Here is a 24,199-nt window from a genome sequence, read left to right on the forward strand (position 1 = left end):
TTGAGAAAGGATCGAGATGCCCATCAAAGTAACCCACGTCGGATCCCTGCCGCGCACGCAGGAGACGGTGGATATGATTTTCGCCCGTGAGCAGGGTCAACCCTACGACGCGGACGCGTTTGCCGCTCAGATGACCGCCGCTTGCGTCGACACGGTGCGCCGTCAGGTTGAGGCGGGGACGCAGATCGTCTCGGATGGCGAGACCTCCAAGATCAGCTATGCGACCTACGTGAAGGATCGCTACACCGGGTTTTCCGGCGACAGCCCACGCAACGCGCCTGCCGATCTCAAGCGCTTTCCCTCGTTCTTGAAGCGCCTGGCCGAAGGGGGCGGGACTCCGCAATACGCCCGTCCCATGTGTACCGGAGAGGTGCGGTCCAAGGGGCAGGATGAGCTGCTGACCGATATCGCCAACCTGAAGGCCGCGATGGCGCAACATGGGGCAGCCGAAGGCTTTATGAACGCCGCCTCGCCGGGGGTGATTTCGCTGTTCCTTCAGAACGATTTCTACCCGACCCGGGATGCCTATCTGGCGGCGCTGTCGGACGCCATGCGCGCGGAATACCAGACTATCGTGGAGGCCGGTCTCTACCTGCAGTTGGATTGCCCGGACTTGGCCTTGTCCCGGCATATGCTGTTTGCCGATCTGTCGGATGCCGAATTCCTCAAGATCGCCGCTGCCCATGTGGAGGCGTTGAACGCAGCGATTGCAGGCCTCGATCCCTCGCGCATCCGGGTCCACATCTGTTGGGGGAACTATGAGGGCCCACATGTGTGCGACATTGATATGGATACGGTCTTTTCGACCTTCCTTGGGGCGAACGCGAGCCAGCTGCTGTTTGAGACGTCGAACCCCCGCCATGCCCATGAATGGCAGGTCTTTCGGGATCGTGCCGCCGAGATCCCGGATGACAAGGTTCTGGTGCCGGGTGTGATCGACAGCACGTCCAACTTTGTCGAACACCCCGAGGTTGTGGCGGAGCGGTTGGGCCGGTTCGTGGATATTGTCGGCGCGGATCGTGTGATCGCCAGCAGCGATTGCGGCTTTGGCACGTTTGCTGGCTTTGGCGCGGTGGATCCGGATATCGCCTATGCGAAGCTGGGCGCCCTGGCCGAAGGCACCGCGCTGGCGAACGCCCGTTTGTGAGCGCGAATGGCGCGGCTGTCCCCGCCGTATCCGCCTTAGCGCCGCACGCTGCGACGGTTGCGTTGTCCTTGGACGGCAATGGTGCGGATGCCCGCCAAGTCCTGGTTGGTCACCACGGCACCGCCGAGGACTTCGCGGGATGGCTGCGGACCCGCCGGGCGGGGTGTCAGGGGGGGAAGGATGCGGAACTCGAACAGCATGACTGTGGGGTCGTCGCTGGGCAGGCGCACAAGGTCCGCTTCCCAGAACCCTTGGGTTGGGGGCAGGCCGACGGTCGATATGATGGCTCCACCGGGCGTCGCCGCCACATCCAGGGACACCACTTGGTCGACAATGGGCAAGCGGGGCTGGGCCTGCGCTTCGGCAATGGCCTCGGAACTGCTGGAGCCGAACCAATTGAGCGGGTTCAACCGGCTTTGTCCCACGCCGCAGCCCGCAAGCGCCACGACTAGCGCGCCCACCGCCAAAATCCGTCCCAGTGCCATGGTTTCTCCGTCCCCTGCTTGCCTCGTCCCCGGCTAGCCCATCGGGCCCAGTTTGGGAAGCGGCTGGACGTACGGGGCCTGGCGCCTTACCTGCTGCCCACGCAGCAAGAGGAGAGCCCATGGCGCAGGACCGTTTCGAAGACCTGGTCGAAACCTTCGAATTCCTTGAGGATTGGGAGGACCGCTATCGCCATGTCATCGACATGGGAAAGGCCTTTCCCGCGCTCGATGATGCGCTGAAAGTGCCCGCGACCAAGGTTGACGGCTGCGCGAGCCAGGTTTGGTTGCATCCGCGCATCGACGGAACGGGACCTTCGGCGACCTTCGATTTTGAGGGTGAATCCGACGCCATGATCGTGCGCGGGCTGATTGCGGTTCTCCATAACCTCTATGCGGGCCTCACGGTGAAAGAGGTCGGTGCCGTGGACGCGCCGGCGGAATTGGCGCGGTTGGGTTTGGACGATCACCTGTCGTCGCAACGGTCCAACGGGCTCCGCGCCATGGTGACGCGGATTCGGAGCGTCGCCGCTGCAGCAGCCACCTAAGGCCTATGACCGGCGCGGCGCCATGTTGCGCGCGCGCAGAAAGTCGCTTTAAGGTAATGGCGAACTTGTTAGGGGTCTTTTGCATGCGGTTGTTTGGTGTTCTGGCAGTGTTATTGACCTTGGCCGTGCCAGCGCAGGCTTACGACCAACTTGCCTATTACATCACGACCATCGGGCCAGAGGATTTGCGAAACTCTCGCGGGGTGCGGCTGTCCGATCCGGCGGCGGTGGTGCAGCAAGATCGGGCCAACTACCACCGGTTTGGGATCCGCCATGCGGGCGACGAGGGTGATCCTGTGTTCGGAAGCCGTGGGATGCGGGCCATGATACCGGGGGCAACGCGGGTGTTTGGTGCCTATCCGGCTGAGATGTCGGATTTGATCCGGTCCGGGCGCCCGTTTCGGATCGGTGTGTTCGTTTGCGGAACGCCCGGACGGGTGCAGAACGTCTTCGTTTTAACACCGTCCATTGGTGATTTCTCGGGTTGCTTCTGACCGGCGTTGGGCCAAAAAAAAGGCCGAGCGCAAGCTCGGCCGAAGTCCAACAGGGAGGTGAAGATACAGTGTATCTTCAACAGCCTAATTAAGTCGCACAACGCCATCGGACAAGGCGAAAACTGAACTGATCGGTGCAACTCCGCTATGCGTTTTGTGCATAGCTGCGTGCACTTTCTGAAAGAAGAACCCCTTAGCTGGCAGCGGCGCCCTGCTGTGCTTTGCGATAGGCCACGACCTCATCCACCACGAAATCCCGGAACGCCTCGATCCGACGGGAGCCACGGAGTTCCTCTGGAAAGGCCAAGAAAACGGGGACATCGTTTGATTGTACGCCGGGTAAGACCCTGATGAGGTTTGGAAAATCCTGCTGAAGGTAGTCTGGCAACACGCCGATGCCCAGGTCCGACAGCACCGATTGCAACACGCCGAAGTAGTTGTTTACCGTCAACGTGCGCCCGATGTCATAGGTCATTAACTCGCGCACGAGCGTCGCGCCCGCGCTGACCTGCGTCGCACCAACTTGCTGACAGATGAGTCGGTGGTTGCCCAGATCGTGGGCCGATGTTGGTGTGCCGTTGGTCTGCAAGTACTGGGGCGTCGCATAAAGCTGCATCCGAATGTCCATCAGACGTTTTCGGACCAGATCGGCTTGGCTCGGTTCCTTCATGCGGATCGCAACGTCCGCCTCGCGCATGGGCAGGTCCAATACCCGCTCCTCCAACATCAGGTCGAGGCTGATATCGGGGTAATTGGCGTAGAGTTTCGGCAAACGCGGTGCCAGCCAGATCGAGCCGAAGCCAATCGTCGTTGTGACGCGAAGGTTGCCGAAAACCTCCTCCTCGCTGTCGCGAATGCGCGCGGAGGCAGCATCCAAACGCTTGGTCATGCTTTGGGTGGCGTCGAACAGCAATTCGCCCTGTTCTGTCAGAATCAGCCCACGGGCGTGCCGATGGAACAGGGTGGTATCCAGCGAATCTTCCAAAGCGCGGATTTGACGGGACACCGCCGATTGCGACAGGTGCAGCACGTCGCCGGCATGGGTCAAAGACCCCGCATCGGCCACGGCGTGGAATATCCTCAGCTTGTCCCAATCCATCTTGGTGCCTCGTTATTTGCCGGGAAGGACCGACATGTCATACGCTAACATCTTCTAGAAGTCGAAATCGTCGCAACGATTTTTCTTTTGGGTCAGCATTCATGACCTATATAGGAAAAGTAAGGGAGATCGACACATGCGCCAAGATGTATCTTTGAACGACCGCTACGACCTGAGCCAGCAGCAGGTTCTGTTGAACGGAACACAGGCGCTCGTCCGGCTGATGCTCATGCAAAAGGCGCGGGACAAAGCAGCCGGGCTCCACACGGCGGGATACTGCACCGGTTATCGCGGATCGCCCCTTGGCGCGGTCGATATGATGATGACCAAAGCCCGCAAGGTTCTGACCGAGAACGATATTACCTTCAAGCCGGGCCTGAACGAAGATCTGGCGGCCACGGCCATGTGGGGCAGTCAGCAGGCGGAGCTGCGCGGGGAAGGGCGCTTCGACGGTGTGTTCGGGCTTTGGTACGGCAAGGGGCCTGGCGTGGATCGGTCAGGCGACGTGATGCGGCACGCCAATATGGCGGGCACCTCGCGCAACGGCGGTGTGCTGATGGCCATGGGCGACGACCATACCGGTGAGTCCTCGACCACCTGTCACCAGTCAGACTGGGCGCTGGTCGATGCCCATATGCCCGTGCTCAGCCCCGCGGGCGTGCAGGAAATCCTGGACTTCGGCCTCTATGGCTGGGCGCTGTCGCGCTATGCGGGGGTCTGGGTCGGGCTCAAGACGATGAAGGACACGGTGGAGGTGACCTCGGTCGTTGATGGTCGGCCCGATCGTTTGTCTTTCGTGACCCCGGATTTTGCGCTGCCCGAGGACGGGTTGAACATCCGGTTGAATGACCATTGGATCCCGCAGGAGGAACGCCTGCTGGGCCATAAACGCTGGGCCGCCGAGGCGTTCAGCCACGCCAACAAGCTGGACAAGCGGGTTCATGGTAAGCCGGGTGCCAAGATCGGGTTCGTGGCGGCGGGCAAAAACTGGCTTGACCTGGTCCATGCGCTGAACCTGCTCGGGTTGGACGCCGAGGAATGCGCGCGTCTCGGGATCACGACCTACAAGGTCGGACAAACCTGGCCCATGGATATGAAGGGCTTGCATGATTGGGCCGAGGGTTTGGATCTGATCGTCTGCGTCGAGGAAAAGCGCAAATTGATCGAGGTCCAGGTCAAGGAAGCCATCTTCGATGACCGCCGGGGCCGGCGCGTCTATGGCTACCAAAAGGGCGGCGGCGGGCCGGTCCTGTTTCCGTCGCACTATGCGCTGGACCCTACCGATATTGCCGCCAAACTGGCCGAGATCCTGACCGAAGAGGGGCGCGGCACCGACCGGATTGCCGCCGGTCTTGCCCGCATCCAGGAGGCGCGGCGCGCCGACAATGCGCCCGAGATCCAGGCGCGCACGCCCTGGTTCTGCTCCGGCTGTCCCCATAACACCTCGACCAAGGTGCCCGAGGGCGCGCGGGCAGGGGCGGGTATCGGCTGTCACGTCATGGCGCTCTGGATGGATCGCTCGACCGAGGGCTACACCCACATGGGGGCCGAGGGCGTGAACTGGGTCGGGGAAAGCCTGTTTTCCACCCGCAAGCATGTGTTCCAGAACCTGGGCGAGGGGACCTACAACCACTCGGGCATCCTGGCCATCCGCGCCGCTTTGGCGGCGGGGACGACGATCACCTACAAGATCCTTTATAACGATGCGGTTGCCATGACCGGGGGGCAGCACAACGAAGGCGACCTGGCCCCGGAACAGATTGCGCGCGAGTTGCAGGCCATGGGCGTCGCCGAGATCGCCGTGGTCTATGACGATAAGGAAGACGTGGATCGCGCGCGCTTCCCCTCGGGCCTGTCCTGGCATGAGCGCGCCGAGATGCCCAAGGTGCAGGCGCATATGCAGACGGTCGAGGGCGTCTCGGCCATCCTCTACATCCAGACCTGTGCGGCCGAGAAACGTCGCCGCCGTAAGCGGGGGCAATTCCCGGACCCCGACAAGCGCATCTTTATCAACACCGACGTTTGCGAGGGCTGTGGCGATTGTGGGGTCCAATCGAACTGTGTCTCGCTGGTGCCCGTCCAGACGGAGTTCGGCACCAAGCGGGCTGTGGATCAGTCGAGCTGCAACAAAGATTTTAGCTGCGTCAATGGCTTCTGCCCGTCCTTCGTGTCCGTCGAAGGCGCAAAGCTGAAGAAGGCCGCGACCCGCGATGTGGAGACCGGGCACCTGCCAGAGCCGGTTTTGCCGACCATCGACGGCACCTGGAACACGGTCATCACGGGCGTCGGCGGCACCGGCGTCATGACCATCGGGGCCGTCATGGCCATGGCCGCGCATCTGGACGGCAAGGGTGCCGGTCTGATGGAGATGGCCGGTTTGGCGCAGAAGGGCGGCGCGGTCGCCTTGCACTGTCGCTTGGGCGAGACGCCAACCGACATCAGCGCGATCCGCGTGGCCCTGGGCGAGGCGGATGCGTTGATTGGCGGGGATTTGGTTGTGAGCGCAGGCGCGAAGACCCTGGCCCTGACGACCACGGGGCGAACCGGCGCCGTGGTCAACGCCCATGAGATTGTGACCGGTGATTTCACACGGAATGCCGACTTCAAACTGCCTGCGGACCGTCTGCGTCTGTCGCTGGAGGCGCGGTTGCGCGACGGGCTCACCATGTTCGACGCGTCCAAACTGGCCGAACGGTTGCTGGGCGATACAGTCTTTTCCAACATGATGATCCTTGGGGCGGCCTGGCAGCGGGGCCTCGTGCCCCTGTCGCGGGAGGCCATCCTCAAGGCCGTAGAGTTGAACGGCGCCGCTGTGGATCGTAATCAGCGAGCCTTCGAGTTGGGTCGCTGGGCCATCTGCGTGCCGGAGGCGGCGGCAGAGGTTCTGGTCGATAGGGTCACGAAACTCCCTGAGACCCTGGAAGGGCGGATTGACGCCCGCGCCAGCCACCTGCGGGCTTATCAATCTGGACGATATGCCAAGCGCTACCGGCGTTTGGTGGAGAGTATCGCGGACCGCGACCTGCGCGAGGCTGTTGCTAAGGGGTATCACAAGGTCCTGGCCTATAAGGATGAATACGAGGTCGCTCGTTTGCTCCGCACCACCCATGAAAAAGCACGCGCGGCCTTTGATGGGGATCTGACGCTTACTTACCACCTGGCGCCGCCGATGCTGACCAAGACGGGGTCTGACGGTCGACCGGCAAAACGGGCCTTTGGGGCTTGGATCGAACGGGCCTATCCGCTGCTGGCCATGGGCAAGATCCTGCGGGGGACACCTCTGGATCTGTTTGGGCGGACGGCAGAGCGACGGATGGAGCGCGCGCTCATCGCGCAATACGAGGCCGACATGGCCGAGGTCGTGCCCTTGCTGACCGATGATAACCGGGAGGCCGTGATCGCCCTCGCAGCCTTGCCGCTCAGCATTCGGGGCTTTGGTCCAGTCAAGGAGGCCAACGAACGTCAGGCCGCCAAACGGCGCGAGGAGCTCCTGTCGGTGATCCGCTCTGGCGGCGATGGGATGCGCCAGGCCGCCGAGTGATGTCGGATCGCTTGCGTGATCCGATCCGCCGGGGGCGCTGCCCCCGGACCCCCGTTTGGTTGCGCCCGGATCTGAGATGCTGCGTCGAGTCTTTTGGACGGTGTCTGAGTATTTGTCGGACCCGTGATGAAGAGGGGGCGCTTCGGTTTGTGGTCGGGGTTAGCCTTTGCGGAGGGTGAAGCTTGTCTCCGTGGCCCCCTCGAAGGTGTGGCCAGCCTCAGCGCAGAAGTGGGGTACGTCCACATGGGCGGCCGGGTCGTCCGCCAGAAGGCGGATGCGCGCGCCGCTGGGCAAGGTCTCCATCCGTTTGCGCAGGCGCAGAACCGGGAGCGGGCAGAGCAGGCCCAGGGCGTCCACCTCAAGGTCTATGGGATCGTCCATCTGTTGTCCTTAATTTCGCCTGACGGTTCTGGCATTGTGATCGGCGAAAGGGCAAGCCATGACCGTCACCCGCCGCCGCGTTCTGTACATCCCAGGGTATGATCCGTTTCACCCCCGGCGGTATCGCGAGTTGTATCGCAAGGAGGGGGCCGCCCAGGCGGCGATTTCGGGTTACGCCTTGGAGCAGCGAAAGGGTCGGGGACCCTACGTCTGGGAGGTGACAGCCGAGATGGACGGCGCCCATGTGGAGACTGAGGTCGAGGTGCTGGTCTGGTCGGATATCGTCGCCGGGTCCATGTCGCGGTCGATTTTGGCCACTTATGGGCAGTTGGTGCGCACAGCTTGGGCCTATATCGGGTCTGGTGCCCTGTTTCGATTGATGAAGCTGCGGCAGGGGCCGGTGATCGCTGCGCTGTACCCGGTCGTTTTCCTGTTGCTACAGCTTGTGGTGGCCCTGGCTATCGGGGCGGGCGGAGCCGCGATTGTATCTGCAATCCTCCCGGGGGTGGTTGGCGGTTTGGTTGGGGGGGCCATCGGAGTCGGTCTGGGGGTCGTCGTCTTGCGCTGGTTCAAGGCCAAGGACGCGAAGGTCTTTGCCCACTACCTGATGCATGACTATGCGTTTTCGGCCCGGTGGGGGGGCGCGAACCCGCCCCAGCTAGAGGAGCGTATGGCGGTCTTCGGTGAGACGATTGTCGCTGCCCTCGGCTCGGATGCGGACGAAGTGTTGGTGGTCGGGCATTCGTCTGGGGCGCATCTGGCGGTGTCGGTCCTGGCGGATTTGATCCGAGCGGGGCGGGTGCCGGCAGGGCGTTGCGCGTTCCTGAGCCTTGGTCATGTGGTGCCCATGGTCAGTTTTCTGCCCAATGCCAGCCGCTTGCGGGCCGATCTTCATCTGATGGCAGGGCAGGACCTGATCCCTTGGGTGGATGTCACGGCGCCGGGGGATGGATGCGCCTTTGCGCTCTGTGATCCCGTCGCGGTGACAGGCGTTGCACCGGACGCGCAGCGCTGGCCGCTCGTCCTTTCAGCCGCCTTTACGAAAACGCTCAGCCCGGAACGCTGGAATGATCTGAAACGACGTTATTTTAGGCTGCACTTTCAATATCTTTGTGCCTTCGATCGGCCCGGTGACTACGATTATTTTCGGATCACGGCTGGGCCGCTGACGTTGGCGGAGCGTTTTGCCGGGCGTGCGCCAAGCCCGTCTCGGCTAACGGCCCCTGTGAACCGGTATCGGAGCATGGCCGCGTGAGCCACCCGATCCCACCCAAGCCGCAGCCCCGTCCGGACCGGGTGAGCCTGCTGGAGTATGGGAGGCGGTTCCGTGCGGATATCCTCTCGGCCCAACCGGCGCGGCTGTATCGGGCGTGGATGGCGGAGTTTCGGACGCCGTTCTTTCGCAGCTACATGATGAACGATCCGGCTTTGCTGGATCTCGTTCTGAAAGACCGCCCCGATGACTTCCCCAAGTCGGACCGCATTCGGGAAGGGCTGGCGCCTTTGCTTGGCCGATCCGTCTTTGTCACCAACGGTGAGGAATGGAAGCGCCAACGGCGGATCATCGACCCGGCCTTTGGCAAAGGGCGCTTGCGGGAGGCCTTTCCGGCCATGAAGGATGCGGCGACCGCCATGGTCGAACGCCTGTCGGAGGGCGTGCATGAGATTGAGGCGCCTGCGAGTTACGCCGCCGCCGATGTGATTTTTCGCACGCTCTTTTCCGTGCCCATTGAGGACAGACTTGCGGCGGATGTCTTTCGCCATTTCCGCGACTACCAACGGACGCAGCCGCTGTTGAACCCGGCGGCCCTGCTCCCTTGGCCCAGGTGGGTGCCGCGCCTGCATCGGCGGCGCACGCTGGCTGCGGCGCGGGCCATCCGAGGGGCGATTGCAGCCTTGGTTGAGCGGCGTGCGGTAGAGATTGCAAACGGGACCGCGCCCGACGATCTGGCGACCAAGATTATGACCTTTGCGGATCCGGACACAGGCCATCGCTTCTCACCCGAAGAGATGGTGGATCAGGTCGCGATCTTCTTTCTGGCGGGGCACGAAACCTCTGCATCGACCCTGGCCTGGGCCTTGTACCTCTTGGCCATGTATCCGCAGGTGCAAACGCGCGTGGCCGCGGAAGCGGCGCTCGATTGGGATGCAATTGGGTTGGGTGATATGAGCCGCTTGCCCGTGACGCGGGACGTCTTTCGGGAGACGCTGCGGCTCTATCCACCCGTGCCAATGATGGTGCGAGAAACGACGAGGCCGGAAGCGTTTCGCGGTCGGTCAGCGCCTAAGGGAGCGCAGATTGTCCTTAGTCCCTGGCATCTGCACCGCCATGAGCGGCTGTGGGACCGGCCCGATGCCTTCGACCCTGACCGCTGGCAGACAGAGGCGGGCACGGAGAGTGCGCGTGCGGCCTATATGCCGTTCAGCGCCGGACCACGGGTGTGTACCGGGGCCGGGTTCGCCATGGCGGAGGGCGTTCTGCTGTTGGCCCGGGTCATTGGTGCCTTTGAGGTGACACCGGTGGGCGCGCCGCCGGTGCCCGTGGCCCATCTGACCGTGCGGGCCAAGGACGGGATCCACCTCCATTTGCGGCCCAGGGCGGCGGTGTGACCTCCGTTGGCGCCGAAAGGAGAACATGACCCCATGACGGCCCTAGGCGCCGCGATAGGGCTCTACGTATTGCAGGGCCATGTCCCAGGGGAAGAAGATCCAGGTATCTTGGCTGACGCCGGTGATGAAGGTGTCCACCATCGGCTCGCCTTTGGGTTTGGCATAGACCGTCGCGAAATGTGCCTTGGGGTACATTTTGCGCACGACCTCTAGGGTTTTGCCGCTGTCCACCAGGTCGTCGATGACCAACACGCCGGTGCCGTCGCCGACCATGTCCTCGTCAGGCTTGGACAGGACCTGGGCCGCGCCCTGGGTCTGATTGTCGTAGGATTTGATCGAAATCGTATCGACCAACCGGATGTCCAACTCGCGCGCGATGATCATCGCTGGCGCCATGCCGCCGCGTGTGATGGCCACGATAGCTTTCCAACCGCCATCATCTGGGCCATGTCCATCCAACCGCCAGGCAAGCGCGCGGCTGTCGCGGTGGATTTGGTCCCAGCTGATGTGGAAGCCCTTCTCGTGGGGTAGTTTGTCGGCCATCGATCTCTCCTCGGGCGTGGCGGCGCCAATGTGCGGGGACATTCTGTTAAAGGACGGGGGCGTGCAACTGGCACGTGGGGTCGGGTGCTCAGGTCGGAAGGGCGAGCCGCAGGCCAAGCAAGCCCATGGCCACGCCAAGTGATCTGTCCAAACCTGTTTTCAGGCGCACGTAGGCGCGCCTGGCGGCGGGCAGGGAAAAGACGCGCGCCACTAGGATGTACCAAGCGGCCTCGACCCAGAAGATGTTGAACACGATGATCGCCTTGGCCTGCAAAGTGGTCTCGGCGGGCACAAAGCCCAGGAAGACCGCGCCGAAGAACACGGCGGGCTTTGGGTTGGCGAACATGGTCAAGATGCCAAGCCGTATGGCGGAGGTCAGGCCGCGCGGCGTCCCGTCGGAGACCTCCGGCAGGGGATCGCGGGCGTGGCGCCACATCATGAAGCCGATCCAGATCAGAAAGATCGCGCCCCCCACCTTGAGGAGGGTGAACAGGATCGGGATGACCTGAAACAGCAGTGACAGCCCAAGCAGCGCGGCCAGCGCCCAAATGGCCGCCCCCACCCCAAAGCCGATGGCCAGCCCCACGGCAGGGCGAAACCCTTCGGCGGCCGCGGTTCGCAGCGACAGCACAAAGGATGGCCCCGGAGATATGGCCGCAAGCAAGTGCACCAGCGCAACGGACGCAAAGGCAAGCGCTGTCATGAGGTCACCAACAAGCGCAGACCGAGCCCACCCAGCACCAGCGCCATGGCACGCGACAGAAAGGGCTTCATTGCCAGGTAGCGGCTGCGCACATCCTCTCGTGCCAGGAGGCTCGCCAGCGCGGCATAGACGAGGATTTCCAGCAGGATGTGATTGACCGTGACCACCGCCATTTCAACACCCGACAAGCCGGGCGGAAAAATCACCAGCAGGACACCGGCGGAAAACAAGATGCTCTTGGGATTTCCGAGGTTGAGCAAAAATCCCGTCAGGACGGCGCGGCGCGTCGACACGGGGACAGGTTCCGCCACAGGTTGGTTGGCGCCTCGCCAGATCTGGATCGCGAAGGCCAGTACCAACACGGCCCCGCCGATCTTCAGGATCGTGTAGGCGAGCGGCACGAGGGTAAAGACCGTCTCCAACCCCCAGAGCGCGCCGAGGGTCCAAAGACCGGCCATGACGGCCAGCCCGACCCCCGTCAGAATGCCTTGGCGGCGGCCACCGTTGAGGCTGGCTTGGACACAGAGAACGAACGCGGGCCCAGGCGCTGCGACGGCAAAGAACAGCGCGACGTTAAACGCCGCAAGATGCCCGAGCGTCAGGGCGTCCATCAGGTGTCTTTCTGTTCCCGCGTCATATCGGGGGCGTCAGGGTTTTTCATGCCGACGACATGGTAGCCCGCATCCACATGGTGGATCGTCCCGGTCACGGCAGTAGAGAGGTCCGACAAAAGATACATCGCGGACTGCCCGACCTCGTCGATGGTCACGGTCCGGCGCAGGGGCGAGTTGTTCTCGTTCCATTTCAAAATGTAACGAAAATCACCAATTCCAGAGGCCGCCAGCGTCTTGATCGTGCCTGCCGAGATGGCGTTGACCCGGATGTTGTCCTTGCCCAGATCCTCGGCCAGGTACTGAACGGAGCTTTCCAGGGCCGCCTTCGCAAGGCCCATGACGTTGTAGTGGGGCATGACCTTTTCGGCACCGTAGTAGGTCAGTGTCAGCGCACTGCCACCGTTCTTCATCAACTTTTCGGCGCGCTGTAGCACGGCCGTGAAGGAATAGACGGAGATGTTCATCGTCATCAAAAAGTTGTCGAGCGACGTGTCGAGATACCGTCCGCGCAGTTCAGATTTATCTGAGAAGCCAATTGCATGGACGATGAAATCCAGGGTGTCCCACCGCTCGCCCAGGGCGTCGAACATGGCGTCGATGGAGGCGCCATCGCCAACATCGCAGGGCAAGACGAGGTCCGATCCGACCTTTTCCGCCAATGGACCCACACGCTTCTTGAGCGCATCGCCCTGGTAGCTGAAGGCAAGCTCGGCGCCCTGTGCTGCGCAGGCTTGGGCGATCCCCCAGGCAATGGACTTGTCGTTGGCCAAGCCCATGATCAGCCCGCGCTTGCCCTGCATGATGCCCGTCATGATCCGTCCTCGTCTGAAATAGCGGTGTCTTGCGTTGCCGGAGGCTTTAGGCGATTGCCGATGGGGCAGCAAGGTTTACACTTCGGGAGTAGCAGGAATGGGACAGGATCGGTCGGGGATCTTTGCGGGTGATGATCCGTTCCGCCTTGCAACCGATTGGCTGGCCGAAGCGACCAAGTCGGAGCCAGAAGACCCCAACGCAATGGCAATTTCGACCGTCGATGCCGAGGGATTGCCCAATGTTCGGATGGTCTTGTTAAAGGACATCGAAGTCACAGGCGGGGCGGACGGGGCCTTCGTGTTTTACACGAATTTCGAAGGCACCAAGGGCCAAGAACTCGCGGCACATCCAAAGGCGGCAGGGGTTCTGCATTGGAAAAGTCTGCGCCGTCAGCTACGATTTCGAGGAGAGGTCGAACGCGTGGACGATGCGACGGCCGATCGGTATTTTGCGTCGCGAAGCCTAAACTCGCGTCTTGGCGCCTGGGCATCGCGACAGTCTCGCCCGCTCAACAGCCGGGCCAGCCTGATGGCGGAGGTTGCCAAGGTGACAGCGACGAAGGGACCGAACCCACCGAGACCCAGCCACTGGGGCGGGTTCCGCATCCGCCCGGTCGAAATCGAGTTCTGGGCCGATGGGGCATTTCGACTCCATGACCGGTTCCGCTGGACACGCGCCATTCCCGGTCAAGGGGAATGGACTGTCGAACGTCTCAATCCATGATTGCGTCGGCCAGGACTCGCCCATGACGTTTGGTCACGAAGCTGTTTTCCGCCAGAGCATGCATTGTGCCCTTGTGAGTGCCCCGCTAGCCGATATGAGGCTCGTTCCCTCATTCGCAATAACAGTAGGCGGGAACGAAAGGATTGAGCAGTGACAGGTGGTATAGCTCGCGATACGGGCGGCCATGGTGAGAATGACCAGGTCGTAGAAGGGCGCGTTAAGTGGTTTGACGCCACACGGGGCTTTGGCTTCATTGTATCCCCCCAGACGGACCGGGATGTTCTGTTGCACGCCAATGTGTTGCGTAACTACGGCCAAAGCTCCGTTGCGGACGGAAGCGATGTCAGTGTGCGTATTCAGACTAGCGAGCGGGGGCTCCAGGCGGTTGAGGTATTGTCCCTTGTGGCGCCTGATCCCGTTGACGTGGCTTATGTGGGGACAGAGCAGCCCGAATACCTTCAGCCCATTCCAGAAGATCTGCCGTATCAGCCCGCCCGCGTGAAATGGTTCGATAAAGCGAAGGGCTTTGGCTTTGCAAATGTGTTCGGCAAAGCGGACGATATCTTTATCCACGCAGAGGTCTTGCGCCGCTTCGGCCTTGCGGATCTGACCCCCGGAGAGGCAGTCTGTCTGCGCGCCACCATGGGCGCGCGCGGGTTGCTCGCTCTGGAGGTGCGGAGATGGGAATACTACCAGGATTGAGGACACTCCTCCTGTGTGTCGCGGTTCTTTGGGCTGCGCCACTTTGGGCTGCATGCGCCGACAACCGCGTCGATCTGCGGGGCGATTGGGGCAGCGCCCGCTTTCAAGCAGAACTGGCCCTGACGCCCGAAGATCATGCGCGCGGCCTGATGTTTCGCGAAAGCATGCCACGCATGGCCGGCATGTTGTTTGTGTACGAAAAAACCCAGCCGCTCGGCTTTTGGATGCGCAATACGCTGATCCCGCTGGATATGATCTTTCTCGACGCGACAGGCACTGTTGTAAATGTCCACGCCAACGCGCAACCCCTTGATGAAACAGTGATCTTGTCGGATGGGCCAGCCCGCGCCGTGTTGGAAATCAACGGCGGCATGGCGGAGCGATTGGGCATCAAAGCCGGGGATCAGCTGCGGTCACCCGCGATGCCGCAAAATGAAGCGGCTTGGGGCTGCGAGTAAGGCTTTTCAACCTTCTCATTGGGTGTTAGGCGGAGGCTCCGGTGTCGGGGTGTGGCGCAGTCTGGTAGCGCACCTGTTTTGGGTACAGGGGGTCGTGAGTTCGAATCTCGCCGCCCCGACCACCGGATCTCCTTTATGACGCAAGCGCACCGTGGTGCTGCTCGATGCTCTTCAGCTTCCGGCTTGGGATCGGGATGCTTTTACGTCCCGTCGCGTGGACGACCCACAACTTGCTCGGCCGGCCCAGGGGAACACGGGTGACAAAGCCGTACTTGGCCCGGGGACCTTTCAGCGCGGCTTCGACATCCGGGCGGAAACGACGGTCTTCGATCCGGAAAACCCGTCCGTCTTCGTATTCCACGTACAACGCCCAGGCCATGTAGTCGGCGGCGTCAGGGTCGGCGGCCCATCCGGTCAGCTTGAGGTGAGTCGTGAAGGCGGTGCAGGTGTTCAGGCGCGCATCTGCCCGGGCCTCGGGCCGCTCCGGCAAAAGCTGCAACATCTGGGCATCGGCCCGTTGCGCGACATCTTGGGCCGGAATGGTGAAGGTATAGTCTTCGAACCGGCCCGTGGTTGCGATGTAGTCCTGCTCCCGCTCGCGGCCCAGGCGGCGGGGGAGCGAACGCATCGTCTCGCGAATGGTGGCGGGGCTTATGGCGTGGAGGCCACTTTGCGCCGTAATCGCCAAGCACGCAGCGGTTCCCGCCGCCGCGCCGAGCGTCATGAACGTGGGTTCCATCCGCACGGAGCCAAAGGCGACATGGCTGCAACTGGGCGCGCAGACCGCGCTGAGGTTCTCGACAGTCCCCGACTTGGGCAGGATCAGCCAGTAGGGGATATGGAACTGATAGGGTTCTTCCGAAAAGAACATGCCCTCGCGAACCATGATACCAGACTTGTCTACAGACCAGCGAACAGGCTTGCAGTCCAAGTGATACTTAGCGTTTCCAAGGGTCTGGTCGTGATCAGTCCATTGCGCTTCAACGTCATTTTGGGTCAGGACGCGGTCGCCCAAAAGTCGCCTGCCTTCTCGCACGTAGATCGACGGCGGTAGCCCTTCGTTGTTCTGGTATTCGTCTCGACAGAAGCCGAATTGATTGAAGAAGGCTTGGACGTTGGGGGCTACTTTTGAGTCGGTCCGGATGAAATGGAGCACTCCCAAAGTGAATTGCTCCCATGCGTGCAGCATTTTTTTGCGATCCGCAGCGTCGCCTTTTATCCACCCCTTGGTGAAGTGCGGAGAATTCGTCGGAACAAGCGGTCCCGAATTCATATCGTATTTCGAAAACGGAAGCGCCGAGAGATTAAAGTAACCAGACCGCCAAGTTCCAAAGTGCTTCTTTATTTTGCTATCGCCACGGCCTCCGCCCGCAGAAATGAGCCTGCGAAAGACTTCGAACTGTTCGGGGTCGTATGAGTCCGGCTGTGGGATTTCACGACGATTATTGGGGTCATTAGTCAGAGTTAGCCGATGACAATAGGACTGTGGCTGGCTGTCTTCCTGTCCTGGTATGATGTTTGGATCGAACGCCTCGACCATGGGCAGTGGGCGCCCGTTGCCGTCTAAACCGTCGACAGGCTTGCTGTGCCACGGCAGCATACGCTTCCATACGCCGCGACCGGCCCAGGGTTCCCCATAAGTGTCCTTGCTTTCGCGCCCCACAGCGTAGGGAACTTTGGCGAGCGGCAGGAGGTCGCCTTCGTAGGTTGCGTCAATGAAATGAGCCGCTTGCAGGCGCTCCTGGGACGACAACTCGGCGTGGCGCAGACGGTTGTGTTCCTGTGCGAGGCGAAGGATTGGCGTGTCGAGGCGGACGGTCACACCAGCTTCGGAGATCATGTCTCGCAAGACGACGTTCGCCACGCGCGCCTCGGGGCGCCAGACAAAGCCGGTCTCGTCGGTCATGTCGGCGCTGTAATGGGCGGTGCAGCGTTCAAAGAACTCGCGAACAATGCCACGAATCAACGATTGCGCCACGGTATCGGTCGCATTCAACCCAGACGTGATTGTGCCGCCAAAGTGGGTCGTGGGTTCAAGCAATATGACCGATCTGCCGAGGCGCGCAGCCGAGATTGCCGCAATGATCCCACCCGGCGTCGATCCATAGACGCATACGTCCCAATTCTTTGCTTCCGCCACAATAGCCATCCGTCGGTTCAATATTTTGTGATGGCAGGTAGCTTTTATCAGAACGAGGGGTCAACCGATAAAGACCGGTATTAAAGTGGCGTCTTGGCACGGCAGGTCGCGTGTCTGAACGGGCGCTTGAGGGCCCTTGCGCCCGAGTGTCGCAGCGTACCGACTGCCCATAGATTTGCGCGCGTCTGTGGCCCTGAGACCACGGTGTGATCCACCGCCGTCCCCAAAGGCTCCACAGGGGGCCATGCGCGCAAGTCATTGGAGGCGGGGGCAGATCGGGGATTGCCCAAAGATGTGGATAACCTCGACCGCCCGTTGATCCAGCGGCGGAGGGATCGCTGACGGATTTCCACGGAACGGCCCACAGAAAAGATCGGGCCGAATCGTTGACCTTCGACTTCGCCGCCCTCTACTTAGTGTCCTTGTTAGCGCCACCCACCAGATGTGGGGTTCGCTGACCAGACAGACCGATGCAGTCCACGACCCGCAAATGGGCGGACCATGGCGCCAGATTTCTGGTATCATGGCCCGAGGACGGCGTGACATCGGCGGTATCACTCACGGAGAGGCTTGGGACATGCGGCTTGAACGGAAACTCACCACGGCAGGACAGGACGCCTATGCGGCGCTCACCTTTACCGAAACCACGTCGGAGATCCGAAATCCCGACGGGACGGTGGTGTTTCACCTGGATGCGGTCGAAGTGCCCGATAGCTGGAGCCAGGTCGCGTCCGATGTCATCGCGCAGAAGTACTTCCGCAAAGCAGGTGTGCCAGCGCGCCTGAAGAAGGTCCGCGAAAAGGATGTGCCAGAGTTTTTGTGGCGCTCGGTCCCGGATGAGGCAGCGCTCGCGGAGCTGCCGGAAGATGAGCGCTTCGGCGGGGAGACGTCGTCTAAGCAAGTGTTTGACCGGTTGGCCGGGGCCTGGGCCTATTGGGGCTGGAAAGGCGGCTACTTCACAACCGAAGAGGACGCCCACGCCTATTTTGACGAGATGCGCGTGATGCTTGCCCGCCAGATGGCCGCGCCGAACTCTCCGCAGTGGTTCAACACCGGTCTGCATTGGGCTTACGGCATCGATGGTCCCGCCCAGGGGCATCACTACGTTGATCCCAAGACCGGCAAGTTGGTACGCTCCAAATCGTCCTACGAGCATCCCCAGCCGCACGCCTGCTTCATCCAGTCCGTGGCTGACGATCTGGTGAACGACGGCGGCATCATGGCCCTCTGGGTTCGGGAGGCGCGCCTGTTCAAATATGGCTCCGGTACCGGCACGAACTTCAGTCACCTGCGCGGCGAGGGCGAAGCCCTGTCTGGCGGTGGCAAGTCCTCCGGTCTGATGGGCTTTCTGAAGATCGGGGACCGCGCGGCAGGCGCGATCAAGTCGGGCGGCACCACGCGCCGCGCGGCCAAGATGGTCATCGTCGATATGGACCACCCGGACGTCGAAGACTTTATCGAATGGAAAGTCATCGAAGAACAAAAGGTCGCGGCCATCGTCGCAGGGTCTAAGGCGACACAGGCCAAGCTGAACGAGGTCATGGCCGCCGTGAAGGCCTGGGACGGCTCCATGGAGGATGCCGTCGACCCAGCGAAGAACGACAGTCTGAAAGCGGCCATCCGCTCCGCCAAGAAGGCCATGGTCCCAGAGGCTTATGTGATGCGCGTCCTGCAATACGCGCGCCAGGGTTACACCGAGGTTGAGTTTCCGACCTATGACACCGACTGGGACTCCAAAGCCTATGAGACGGTTGCGGGCCAAAACTCCAACAACTCCGTTCGGGTCACGAATGCCTTCCTGCACGCCGTCGAAAAGGACGCCGACTGGGAGTTGATCAACCGCACCGACGGTAAGGTCGCGCGGACCATCAAGGCGCGCGATCTGTGGGAAAAGGTCGGCCACGCCGCCTGGGCCTGCGCCGATCCGGGCATCCAGTTCCACGACACGGTGAACGACTGGCATACGTGCCCAGAGGACGGGCCGATCCGCGGTTCGAACCCCTGTTCCGAGTACATGTTCCTGGACGACACGGCCTGTAACCTAGCGTCCATGAACTTGCTGAAGTTTCTCAAGGACGACGGCAGCTTCGACCACGACCTCTACGTCCATGCGGCCCGTCTTTGGACCATCACGCTGGAAATCAGTGTGGCCATGGCGCAGTTTCCGTCCAAGGAAATCGCGCAGCGGTCCTATGACTTCCGCACGTTGGGTCTGGGTTATGCCAATATCGGCGGCCTCCTGATGAACATGGGGCTCGGCTACGATAGCCGCGAGGGCCGCGCGCTCTGCGGGGCGCTGACCGCCGTGATGACGGGCGTGTCCTATGCTACCTCGGCGGAGATGGCCGGAGAGCTGGGACCGTTTCCAGGCTACGCCAAGAACGCCGATCATATGCAGCGCGTGATGCGCAATCACCGGCAGGCGGCCCGGGGAAAGACGGACGGGTACGAGGCTCTGGCGGTCAAACCCGTTGCTCTCGATATTGCCGGGTGCCCGGACAAGCGCCTGACCGCGCTGGCGGCCGATGTGTGGGACACCGTTGTGGACCTGGGTGCGCAGCACGGGTTCCGCAACGCGCAGTCCACCGTCATCGCCCCGACCGGGACGATTGGTCTGGTGATGGACTGCGACACCACGGGGATCGAGCCGGACTTCGCGCTGGTGAAGTTCAAGAAGCTTGCCGGTGGCGGCTACTTCAAGATCATCAACCAGTCGGTGCCCGCCGCCCTGCGCACGTTGGGCTATGGTGAGGCCGCAATCGCCGAAATCATCGCCTACGCCGTTGGCCATGGCTCGCTTGGCCAGGCGCCAGGGATCAATCACACCTCGCTGATTGGCCATGGGTTCGGGAAGGAAGAGATCGCCAAGATCGAGGCTGCGCTTCCTTCGGCCTTCGATATCAAATTTGTCTTCAACCAATGGACCCTGGGCGAAGAGTTCTGCACCCAAACCCTGGGCATTCCAGCCGCGAAGCTGAACGATCCCACCTTCGACCTTCTGCGGCACCTTGGGTATTCCAAGGCCGATATCGAGGCTGCGAATGACCACGTATGTGGGACGATGACGTTGGAAGGCGCGCCGGGTCTGAAAGCCGCCCACCTGAGCGTCTTCGATTGTGCCAATCCCTGTGGGAAGAAGGGCAAGCGCTTCCTGTCGGTGGAGAGTCACATTCACATGATGGCCGCGGCGCAAAGCTTCATCTCCGGCGCGATCTCCAAGACGATCAACATGCCGAATTCGGCCACCATCGATGACTGCCAGAAGGCCTATGAACTGTCCTGGTCCCTCGGCGTGAAAGCCAATGCGCTTTACCGCGATGGCTCCAAACTGTCGCAGCCTCTGGCCGCTGCTCTGGTGGAGGATGATGACGAAGCTGCTGAGGTCCTGGAAAGCGGCACGCCCGCCGAAAAGGCCCAGGTTGTTGCCGAGAAGGTCGTCGAGAAGGTCATCGTGAAGGAGGTTCTGCGCGGACGCGAAGACCTGCCCAAGCGCCGCAAGGGCTATACCCAAAAGGCGGTCGTCGGGGGCCACAAGGTCTATCTGCGGACGGGCGAATACCACGACGGATCCCTGGGCGAGATCTTTATCGACATGCACAAGGAAGGCTCGTCCTTCCGGGCCATGATGGACAGCTTCTCCATCGCGATCTCGATTGCGCTGCAATATGGGGTTCCGTTGGAGCGCTTCGTAGACGCCTTCACGTTCACCAAGTTCGAACCGGCTGGCATGGTCCAAGGCAACGACTCGATCAAGAACGCGACGTCGATCCTCGACTATATCTTCCGTGAGTTGGCCGTGTCCTATCTGGACCGCGAAGACTTGGCCCATGTGAAGCCACAGGGCGAGACCTTCGACTCCGTCGGGGAAGAGGCCTCTCCGAAGGGCGAAGACGGCAACGTCGCTCCCTTGGCGGGACCGACGGCGGATAAGTCGCTTGCGGTGATCAAGCAGGTGACGTCGTCCGGGTATCTGCGCAAGCGACTGCCCAAGGATCTGGTGGCGCTGCGGGGCGGTGCAGACCGGATTGCCGCCGAGATCGCTGGCGCGGATCGAACCGCTGCGGTGCAGACGACGCAAACCTCTGCGGTGGCCGTGACGGCGCAAATGGATGATCGTACCAAGGCCAAGATGCAGGGGTACGAAGGCGAGGCCTGTAACGAATGCGGAAACTACACCTTGGTCCGCAACGGCACCTGCATGAAGTGCAACACTTGCGGTGGCACGTCCGGCTGTAGCTGATCACGATTACGCCGGGGCGGCTGAGAAGCCTTTGGTCGCCCCGCAAAATAGTGTACCGTTGGACACCGATACACCGCGGTTCCACACGGCACACGTTGGTGGATCGTTCGTAACGAGTATTTCCGGGGGATGTAGGGTTTCGGATCGACTGTGTTTTCTGATCCAGCCAATCGGATTGCGGAGGGGGCGTGGTCTGCCGCGGTCCCTCTGTCCGTTCTAGATCGCCGTCATGTCACCCGGTCGAGCACTGGCGCTAGGCGTCCAAAGCTACCGATGAAAAGGCCCGGCGAGGTGATCGAGAGCACCTAACCCCGCCGAGCCTGTGGTGCCCGGTCATATGCTGTGGGGACAGCGACCGGATCGCGTGCGACTGAAACAGCCGCATAGGCCCGGTCCGCACCCGAGCCGAGGCAGGGGGGGAAAGCCCTGCCTATTCCATTCAACGGATCGATCCCTCCGGTCGTCACCGACCGCCTGGGATTCAGATGACATGCGCACAAGTTACGCGGTCAGAAGATCCGTCTTTCAAAGCTAGGTAGTTGTCGGCTGGAACGATTAACCAGGTCTTAACCGCAACGAACGGCAACCCATGGTTGTGTGGTCGGCCTATGACAGCGGATCGCCTGCGGAGCTTTGCGTGACCCACGCGTCTGAAACGCTCGGGCCACGCTGTGTCTCTGGCACCTTGCTCTCAAAGGGACAGATGTGTGCGGACCGGTTCCGCAACCGGGCTCCCATAAGAAAAAACCGAACGGCCTTGTAAGCAATAGCGCTGCGGACACGATTGCTGCAAAGGTAGCTTTACATGGACGTCACACCGGCTTGGGCGGCGGCGGCGGGCGGCGCCTCACCGACCTCAATCACCGGCTCCATGGCGGCCAGATCCGCATCCGACAGATGGCATTTCACCTGATGTCCGCCGTCCAAGTGGCGCACGGGCGGCACGTCTTTTTCGCACAGCCCGCCCGGGACACGGTCTTTCCACCGGCATCGCGTTTGGAACGGGCAGCCCGACGGCGGGTTCATGGCCGAGGGAATGTCACCCTCCAAGACGATGTGCTTCTTCTGAACCGAGGTGTCGGCAATCGGAACGGCTGACAGCAGCGCCTCGGTATATGGGTGATAGGGGGGCGCAAAGACCTGATCGGTTGTCCCCAATTCGACGACATGGCCCAGGTACATAACCATAACACGATCAGAGAGATACCGGACGATGCTCAAGTCGTGCGAGATGAACAGGAGCGTGGTCTTCTGGTCGCGCTGGATCTCCATCAGCAGGTCCGTCACCGCCGCCTGGACTGAGACGTCCAGCGCCGACACAGGTTCGTCGGCCACGACGATCTTGGCATCGCCGGCAAAGGCCCGCGCGATGCCCACACGTTGTTTTTGGCCGCCGGACAATTGCCGCGGCATCCGGTCGGCGAAGGCGCGGGGCAGTTTGACCAGGTCCAGCAGGTGCAGCATCCGCTCCCGCCGGTCGGCGTCACTCTTGCCGTAGTCGAAGACTTCCAGCGCGCGAATGATCTGGCGGCCGACGGTCATCGAGGGATTGAGTGTGTCGAATGGGTTCTGGAACACCATCTGGATGTCCGCGACCTGCTTCGTGCTGCGCCCTTCGATTGGCGTGGACTGAATGTCCGCGTTGCCCATGGTGATCGTGCCGTCTGTGGCCGTCTCTAGGCCCATAAGCACCTTTGCCAGCGTGGATTTTCCGCAGCCCGACTCACCGACGATGGCAAGCGTTTCAGATTCGCGGGCTTCGAAGTCCAGGGTTTCATTGGCCTTCACAACCTTCTCAGCCCCACCACCGAAGAGAGCATTTGCCGCCACTTGATAGTACTTCTTCAGGTTTTCGACCTTCAGGACGGGGGCGCCAATCTCGCGTTTGCTGGTCTCGGCAGGGGCGGCGATGGGCGCGTTCCAGTCAATCTCGTCAAATTTCACGCAGCGCGAGTGATGGCCCGGCCCAGCATCCCGCATGGGGATCACACCGCTGTCGCAGCGCCCCGCCTCGAAGTAATCGCAGCGCGGGCCAAAGTTGCAGCCTGGCGGCCGTTCATGGGGCAGGGGGAAGTTCCCGGGGATCGCAACCAACGGCCGACTGTTCTTATCCGCCCCAGGCAATGGGATCGATCGAAAGAGCGCCTGGGTATAGGGATGGCGCATGTTGTCGAAGACCTCGCCAATGGCCCCGTCCTCAACAGCCTCGCCGGAATACATCACGCAGACACGGTCGCAGGTTTCCAGAACCAGACCCAGATTGTGGGAGATGAACAGCATTGAGGTGCCGTACTTCTTGCCGAGGTCCTTCACTAACTCGACGATGCCTGCCTCCACCGTCACGTCGAGCGCGGTCGTCGGCTCATCCAAGATCAGCAGCGCCGGTTTCGACATCAAGGCCATGGCGATGACAATCCGTTGCTGCTGACCGCCCGACAACTGGTGCGGATAGCTGTCGAGCATCCGCTTCGGGTCGGGCAGTTTGACATCGGTGACTACCTGCAGAGCCATGTCATAGGCCTCCGCCTCCGACGCGCCGTCGTGGAGGATGGGCACCTCCATCAACTGCTTGCCAATGCGCATCGCCGGGTTCAGCGAGGCCATTGGTTCCTGATAGATCATGGCGATCTCATTGCCACGAATATCGCGCAGCTCTTCCTCGGACATCTGGCCCAGGTCGCGGCCTTTGAACTTGATGGATCCCCCGACAACGGCGCCGTTCTTGCCCAGGTCCTGCATCACGCCGAGGGCAACGGTGGACTTCCCACAGCCGGATTCCCCCACGAGGCCCACGGCTTCGCCCGGTTGAACGGTGACGGAGAAATCCATGACGGCAGGGATCTCCCGCAACCGGGTGAAGAAGGAAATCGACAGGGCGTCGATTTCAAGGATGGGGCCCGCATGGTCAGCTAGTTTTGTCATATGGCGTGTCTCACTTGGGGCAGAGCGCCGGGGGCTCTG

General features: G+C 61.8%; 19 protein-coding genes and 1 tRNA gene. 11 read left to right on the forward strand and 9 right to left on the reverse strand.

Annotated features, from left to right (window positions below; translation table 11 throughout):
- The first annotated feature begins 16 nt into the window (after positions 1-16).
- Positions 17-1,147, forward strand: a complete 1,131-nt coding sequence (locus tag K5R33_RS11955; protein ID WP_220749277.1) for a cobalamin-independent methionine synthase II family protein — start codon at positions 17-19, stop codon at positions 1,145-1,147.
- Between the two features lie 35 nt (positions 1,148-1,182).
- Here the strand turns inward: K5R33_RS11955 and K5R33_RS11960 are convergent, their stop codons facing one another.
- Entirely contained in the window at positions 1,183-1,632 is a 450-nt protein-coding gene (locus tag K5R33_RS11960; RefSeq protein WP_220749278.1) for a hypothetical protein, read from the reverse strand.
- A gap of 119 nt (positions 1,633-1,751) precedes the next feature.
- Between K5R33_RS11960 and K5R33_RS11965 the strand changes: the two genes are divergently transcribed.
- Positions 1,752-2,177 carry a SufE family protein gene (locus tag K5R33_RS11965; RefSeq protein ID WP_220749279.1) on the forward strand — a complete coding sequence of 142 codons (426 nt, stop codon included), beginning with the start codon at positions 1,752-1,754 and terminating at the stop codon, positions 2,175-2,177.
- A gap of 83 nt (positions 2,178-2,260) precedes the next feature.
- Positions 2,261-2,671: a hypothetical protein gene (locus K5R33_RS11970; RefSeq protein ID WP_220749280.1), complete on the forward strand. Its 411-nt coding sequence runs from the start codon at positions 2,261-2,263 to the stop codon at positions 2,669-2,671.
- A gap of 193 nt (positions 2,672-2,864) precedes the next feature.
- Here the strand turns inward: K5R33_RS11970 and K5R33_RS11975 are convergent, their stop codons facing one another.
- Entirely contained in the window at positions 2,865-3,770 is a 906-nt protein-coding gene (locus K5R33_RS11975; protein WP_220749281.1) for a LysR family transcriptional regulator, read from the reverse strand.
- A 136-nt stretch (positions 3,771-3,906) separates the two neighbouring features.
- On the opposite strand from K5R33_RS11975, the gene K5R33_RS11980 reads away from it, so the two are divergent.
- On the forward strand, positions 3,907-7,311 hold the full coding sequence (locus K5R33_RS11980) for an indolepyruvate ferredoxin oxidoreductase family protein (protein ID WP_220749282.1): 3,405 nt from the start codon (positions 3,907-3,909) through the stop codon (positions 7,309-7,311).
- A 159-nt stretch (positions 7,312-7,470) separates the two neighbouring features.
- On the opposite strand, the gene K5R33_RS11985 is transcribed toward K5R33_RS11980, so the two are convergent.
- Positions 7,471-7,692 (reverse strand): sulfurtransferase TusA family protein, encoded by a 222-nt coding sequence (locus tag K5R33_RS11985; RefSeq protein ID WP_220749283.1) that lies wholly within the window; start codon positions 7,690-7,692, stop codon positions 7,471-7,473.
- A gap of 58 nt (positions 7,693-7,750) precedes the next feature.
- Here K5R33_RS11985 and K5R33_RS11990 point away from each other — a divergent pair, with 58 nt between their 5' ends.
- Entirely contained in the window at positions 7,751-8,947 is a 1,197-nt protein-coding gene (locus K5R33_RS11990; protein WP_220749284.1) for a hypothetical protein, read from the forward strand.
- Positions 8,944-10,302 (forward strand): cytochrome P450, encoded by a 1,359-nt coding sequence (locus tag K5R33_RS11995; protein ID WP_220749285.1) that lies wholly within the window; start codon positions 8,944-8,946, stop codon positions 10,300-10,302. Before K5R33_RS11990 ends, K5R33_RS11995 begins: the two co-directional genes overlap by 4 nt.
- A 42-nt stretch (positions 10,303-10,344) precedes the next feature.
- Here K5R33_RS11995 and gpt read toward each other — a convergent pair whose 3' ends face one another.
- The 4 genes from gpt to fabI form a co-directional block, all read right to left on the reverse strand.
- Positions 10,345-10,845, reverse strand: a complete 501-nt coding sequence (gpt, locus tag K5R33_RS12000) for a xanthine phosphoribosyltransferase (RefSeq protein ID WP_220749286.1) — start codon at positions 10,843-10,845, stop codon at positions 10,345-10,347.
- A gap of 88 nt (positions 10,846-10,933) precedes the next feature.
- A complete protein-coding gene (locus K5R33_RS12005; RefSeq protein ID WP_220749287.1) occupies positions 10,934-11,548 on the reverse strand; it encodes a LysE family translocator in 615 nt (204 codons plus the stop codon).
- Positions 11,545-12,159: a LysE family translocator gene (locus K5R33_RS12010; RefSeq protein ID WP_255576360.1), complete on the reverse strand. Its 615-nt coding sequence runs from the start codon at positions 12,157-12,159 to the stop codon at positions 11,545-11,547. Before K5R33_RS12010 ends, K5R33_RS12005 begins: the two co-directional genes overlap by 4 nt.
- A complete protein-coding gene (fabI, locus tag K5R33_RS12015; RefSeq protein ID WP_220749288.1) occupies positions 12,159-12,974 on the reverse strand; it encodes an enoyl-ACP reductase FabI in 816 nt (271 codons plus the stop codon). Before fabI ends, K5R33_RS12010 begins: the two co-directional genes overlap by 1 nt.
- Positions 12,975-13,071: 97 nt before the next feature.
- On the opposite strand from fabI, the gene pdxH reads away from it, so the two are divergent.
- The 4 genes from pdxH to K5R33_RS12035 all read left to right on the forward strand — a co-directional run bounded on the left by pdxH (position 13,072) and on the right by K5R33_RS12035 (position 14,980).
- The gene (pdxH, locus tag K5R33_RS12020) at positions 13,072-13,698 is read left to right on the forward strand and encodes a pyridoxamine 5'-phosphate oxidase (RefSeq protein WP_220749289.1); all 627 of its coding nucleotides are present in this window, start codon (positions 13,072-13,074) and stop codon (positions 13,696-13,698) included.
- Positions 13,699-13,848: 150 nt separating this feature from the next.
- Entirely contained in the window at positions 13,849-14,400 is a 552-nt protein-coding gene (locus tag K5R33_RS12025; protein ID WP_255576361.1) for a cold-shock protein, read from the forward strand.
- A complete protein-coding gene (locus tag K5R33_RS12030; protein WP_220749290.1) occupies positions 14,379-14,858 on the forward strand; it encodes a DUF192 domain-containing protein in 480 nt (159 codons plus the stop codon). Before K5R33_RS12025 ends, K5R33_RS12030 begins: the two co-directional genes overlap by 22 nt.
- A 45-nt stretch (positions 14,859-14,903) precedes the next feature.
- Positions 14,904-14,980: transfer RNA gene (locus K5R33_RS12035), tRNA-Pro, on the forward strand.
- 11 nt (positions 14,981-14,991) lie between these two features.
- Here K5R33_RS12035 and K5R33_RS12040 read toward each other — a convergent pair.
- Positions 14,992-16,998: an FAD-dependent oxidoreductase gene (locus tag K5R33_RS12040; protein ID WP_220749291.1), complete on the reverse strand. Its 2,007-nt coding sequence runs from the start codon at positions 16,996-16,998 to the stop codon at positions 14,992-14,994.
- Between the two features lie 577 nt (positions 16,999-17,575).
- On the opposite strand from K5R33_RS12040, the gene K5R33_RS12045 reads away from it, so the two are divergent.
- Positions 17,576-21,238 carry a vitamin B12-dependent ribonucleotide reductase gene (locus K5R33_RS12045; RefSeq protein WP_220749292.1) on the forward strand — a complete coding sequence of 1,221 codons (3,663 nt, stop codon included), beginning with the start codon at positions 17,576-17,578 and terminating at the stop codon, positions 21,236-21,238.
- 801 nt (positions 21,239-22,039) lie between these two features.
- On the opposite strand, the gene K5R33_RS12050 is transcribed toward K5R33_RS12045, so the two are convergent.
- Positions 22,040-24,160: a dipeptide ABC transporter ATP-binding protein gene (locus K5R33_RS12050; protein WP_220749293.1), complete on the reverse strand. Its 2,121-nt coding sequence runs from the start codon at positions 24,158-24,160 to the stop codon at positions 22,040-22,042.
- Between the last annotated feature and the right edge of the window lie 39 nt (positions 24,161-24,199).

Source organism: Jannaschia pagri, from assembly GCF_019655435.1.
GTDB lineage: Bacteria > Pseudomonadota > Alphaproteobacteria > Rhodobacterales > Rhodobacteraceae > Jannaschia > Jannaschia pagri.

Excerpts from the sequence above, each read along its gene's own strand:
- K5R33_RS12030 (WP_220749290.1), top strand. The coding sequence starts at position 14,379 with ATGGGAATACTACCAGGATTGAGGACACTCCTCCTGTGTGTCGCGGTT.
- fabI (WP_220749288.1), bottom strand. The coding sequence starts at position 12,974 with ATGACGGGCATCATGCAGGGCAAGCGCGGGCTGATCATGGGCTTGGCC.
- K5R33_RS12045 (WP_220749292.1), top strand. The coding sequence starts at position 17,576 with ATGCGGCTTGAACGGAAACTCACCACGGCAGGACAGGACGCCTATGCG.
- pdxH (WP_220749289.1), top strand. The coding sequence starts at position 13,072 with ATGGGACAGGATCGGTCGGGGATCTTTGCGGGTGATGATCCGTTCCGC.
- K5R33_RS11965 (WP_220749279.1), top strand. The coding sequence starts at position 1,752 with ATGGCGCAGGACCGTTTCGAAGACCTGGTCGAAACCTTCGAATTCCTT.
- K5R33_RS11975 (WP_220749281.1), bottom strand. The coding sequence starts at position 3,770 with ATGGATTGGGACAAGCTGAGGATATTCCACGCCGTGGCCGATGCGGGG.
- K5R33_RS11985 (WP_220749283.1), bottom strand. The coding sequence starts at position 7,692 with ATGGACGATCCCATAGACCTTGAGGTGGACGCCCTGGGCCTGCTCTGC.
- K5R33_RS12010 (WP_255576360.1), bottom strand. The coding sequence starts at position 12,159 with ATGGACGCCCTGACGCTCGGGCATCTTGCGGCGTTTAACGTCGCGCTG.
- K5R33_RS11990 (WP_220749284.1), top strand. The coding sequence starts at position 7,751 with ATGACCGTCACCCGCCGCCGCGTTCTGTACATCCCAGGGTATGATCCG.
- K5R33_RS11955 (WP_220749277.1), top strand. The coding sequence starts at position 17 with ATGCCCATCAAAGTAACCCACGTCGGATCCCTGCCGCGCACGCAGGAG.
- K5R33_RS12050 (WP_220749293.1), bottom strand. The coding sequence starts at position 24,160 with ATGACAAAACTAGCTGACCATGCGGGCCCCATCCTTGAAATCGACGCC.
- K5R33_RS11970 (WP_220749280.1), top strand. The coding sequence starts at position 2,261 with ATGCGGTTGTTTGGTGTTCTGGCAGTGTTATTGACCTTGGCCGTGCCA.
- K5R33_RS11980 (WP_220749282.1), top strand. The coding sequence starts at position 3,907 with ATGCGCCAAGATGTATCTTTGAACGACCGCTACGACCTGAGCCAGCAG.
- K5R33_RS12005 (WP_220749287.1), bottom strand. The coding sequence starts at position 11,548 with ATGACAGCGCTTGCCTTTGCGTCCGTTGCGCTGGTGCACTTGCTTGCG.
- K5R33_RS11960 (WP_220749278.1), bottom strand. The coding sequence starts at position 1,632 with ATGGCACTGGGACGGATTTTGGCGGTGGGCGCGCTAGTCGTGGCGCTT.
- gpt (WP_220749286.1), bottom strand. The coding sequence starts at position 10,845 with ATGGCCGACAAACTACCCCACGAGAAGGGCTTCCACATCAGCTGGGAC.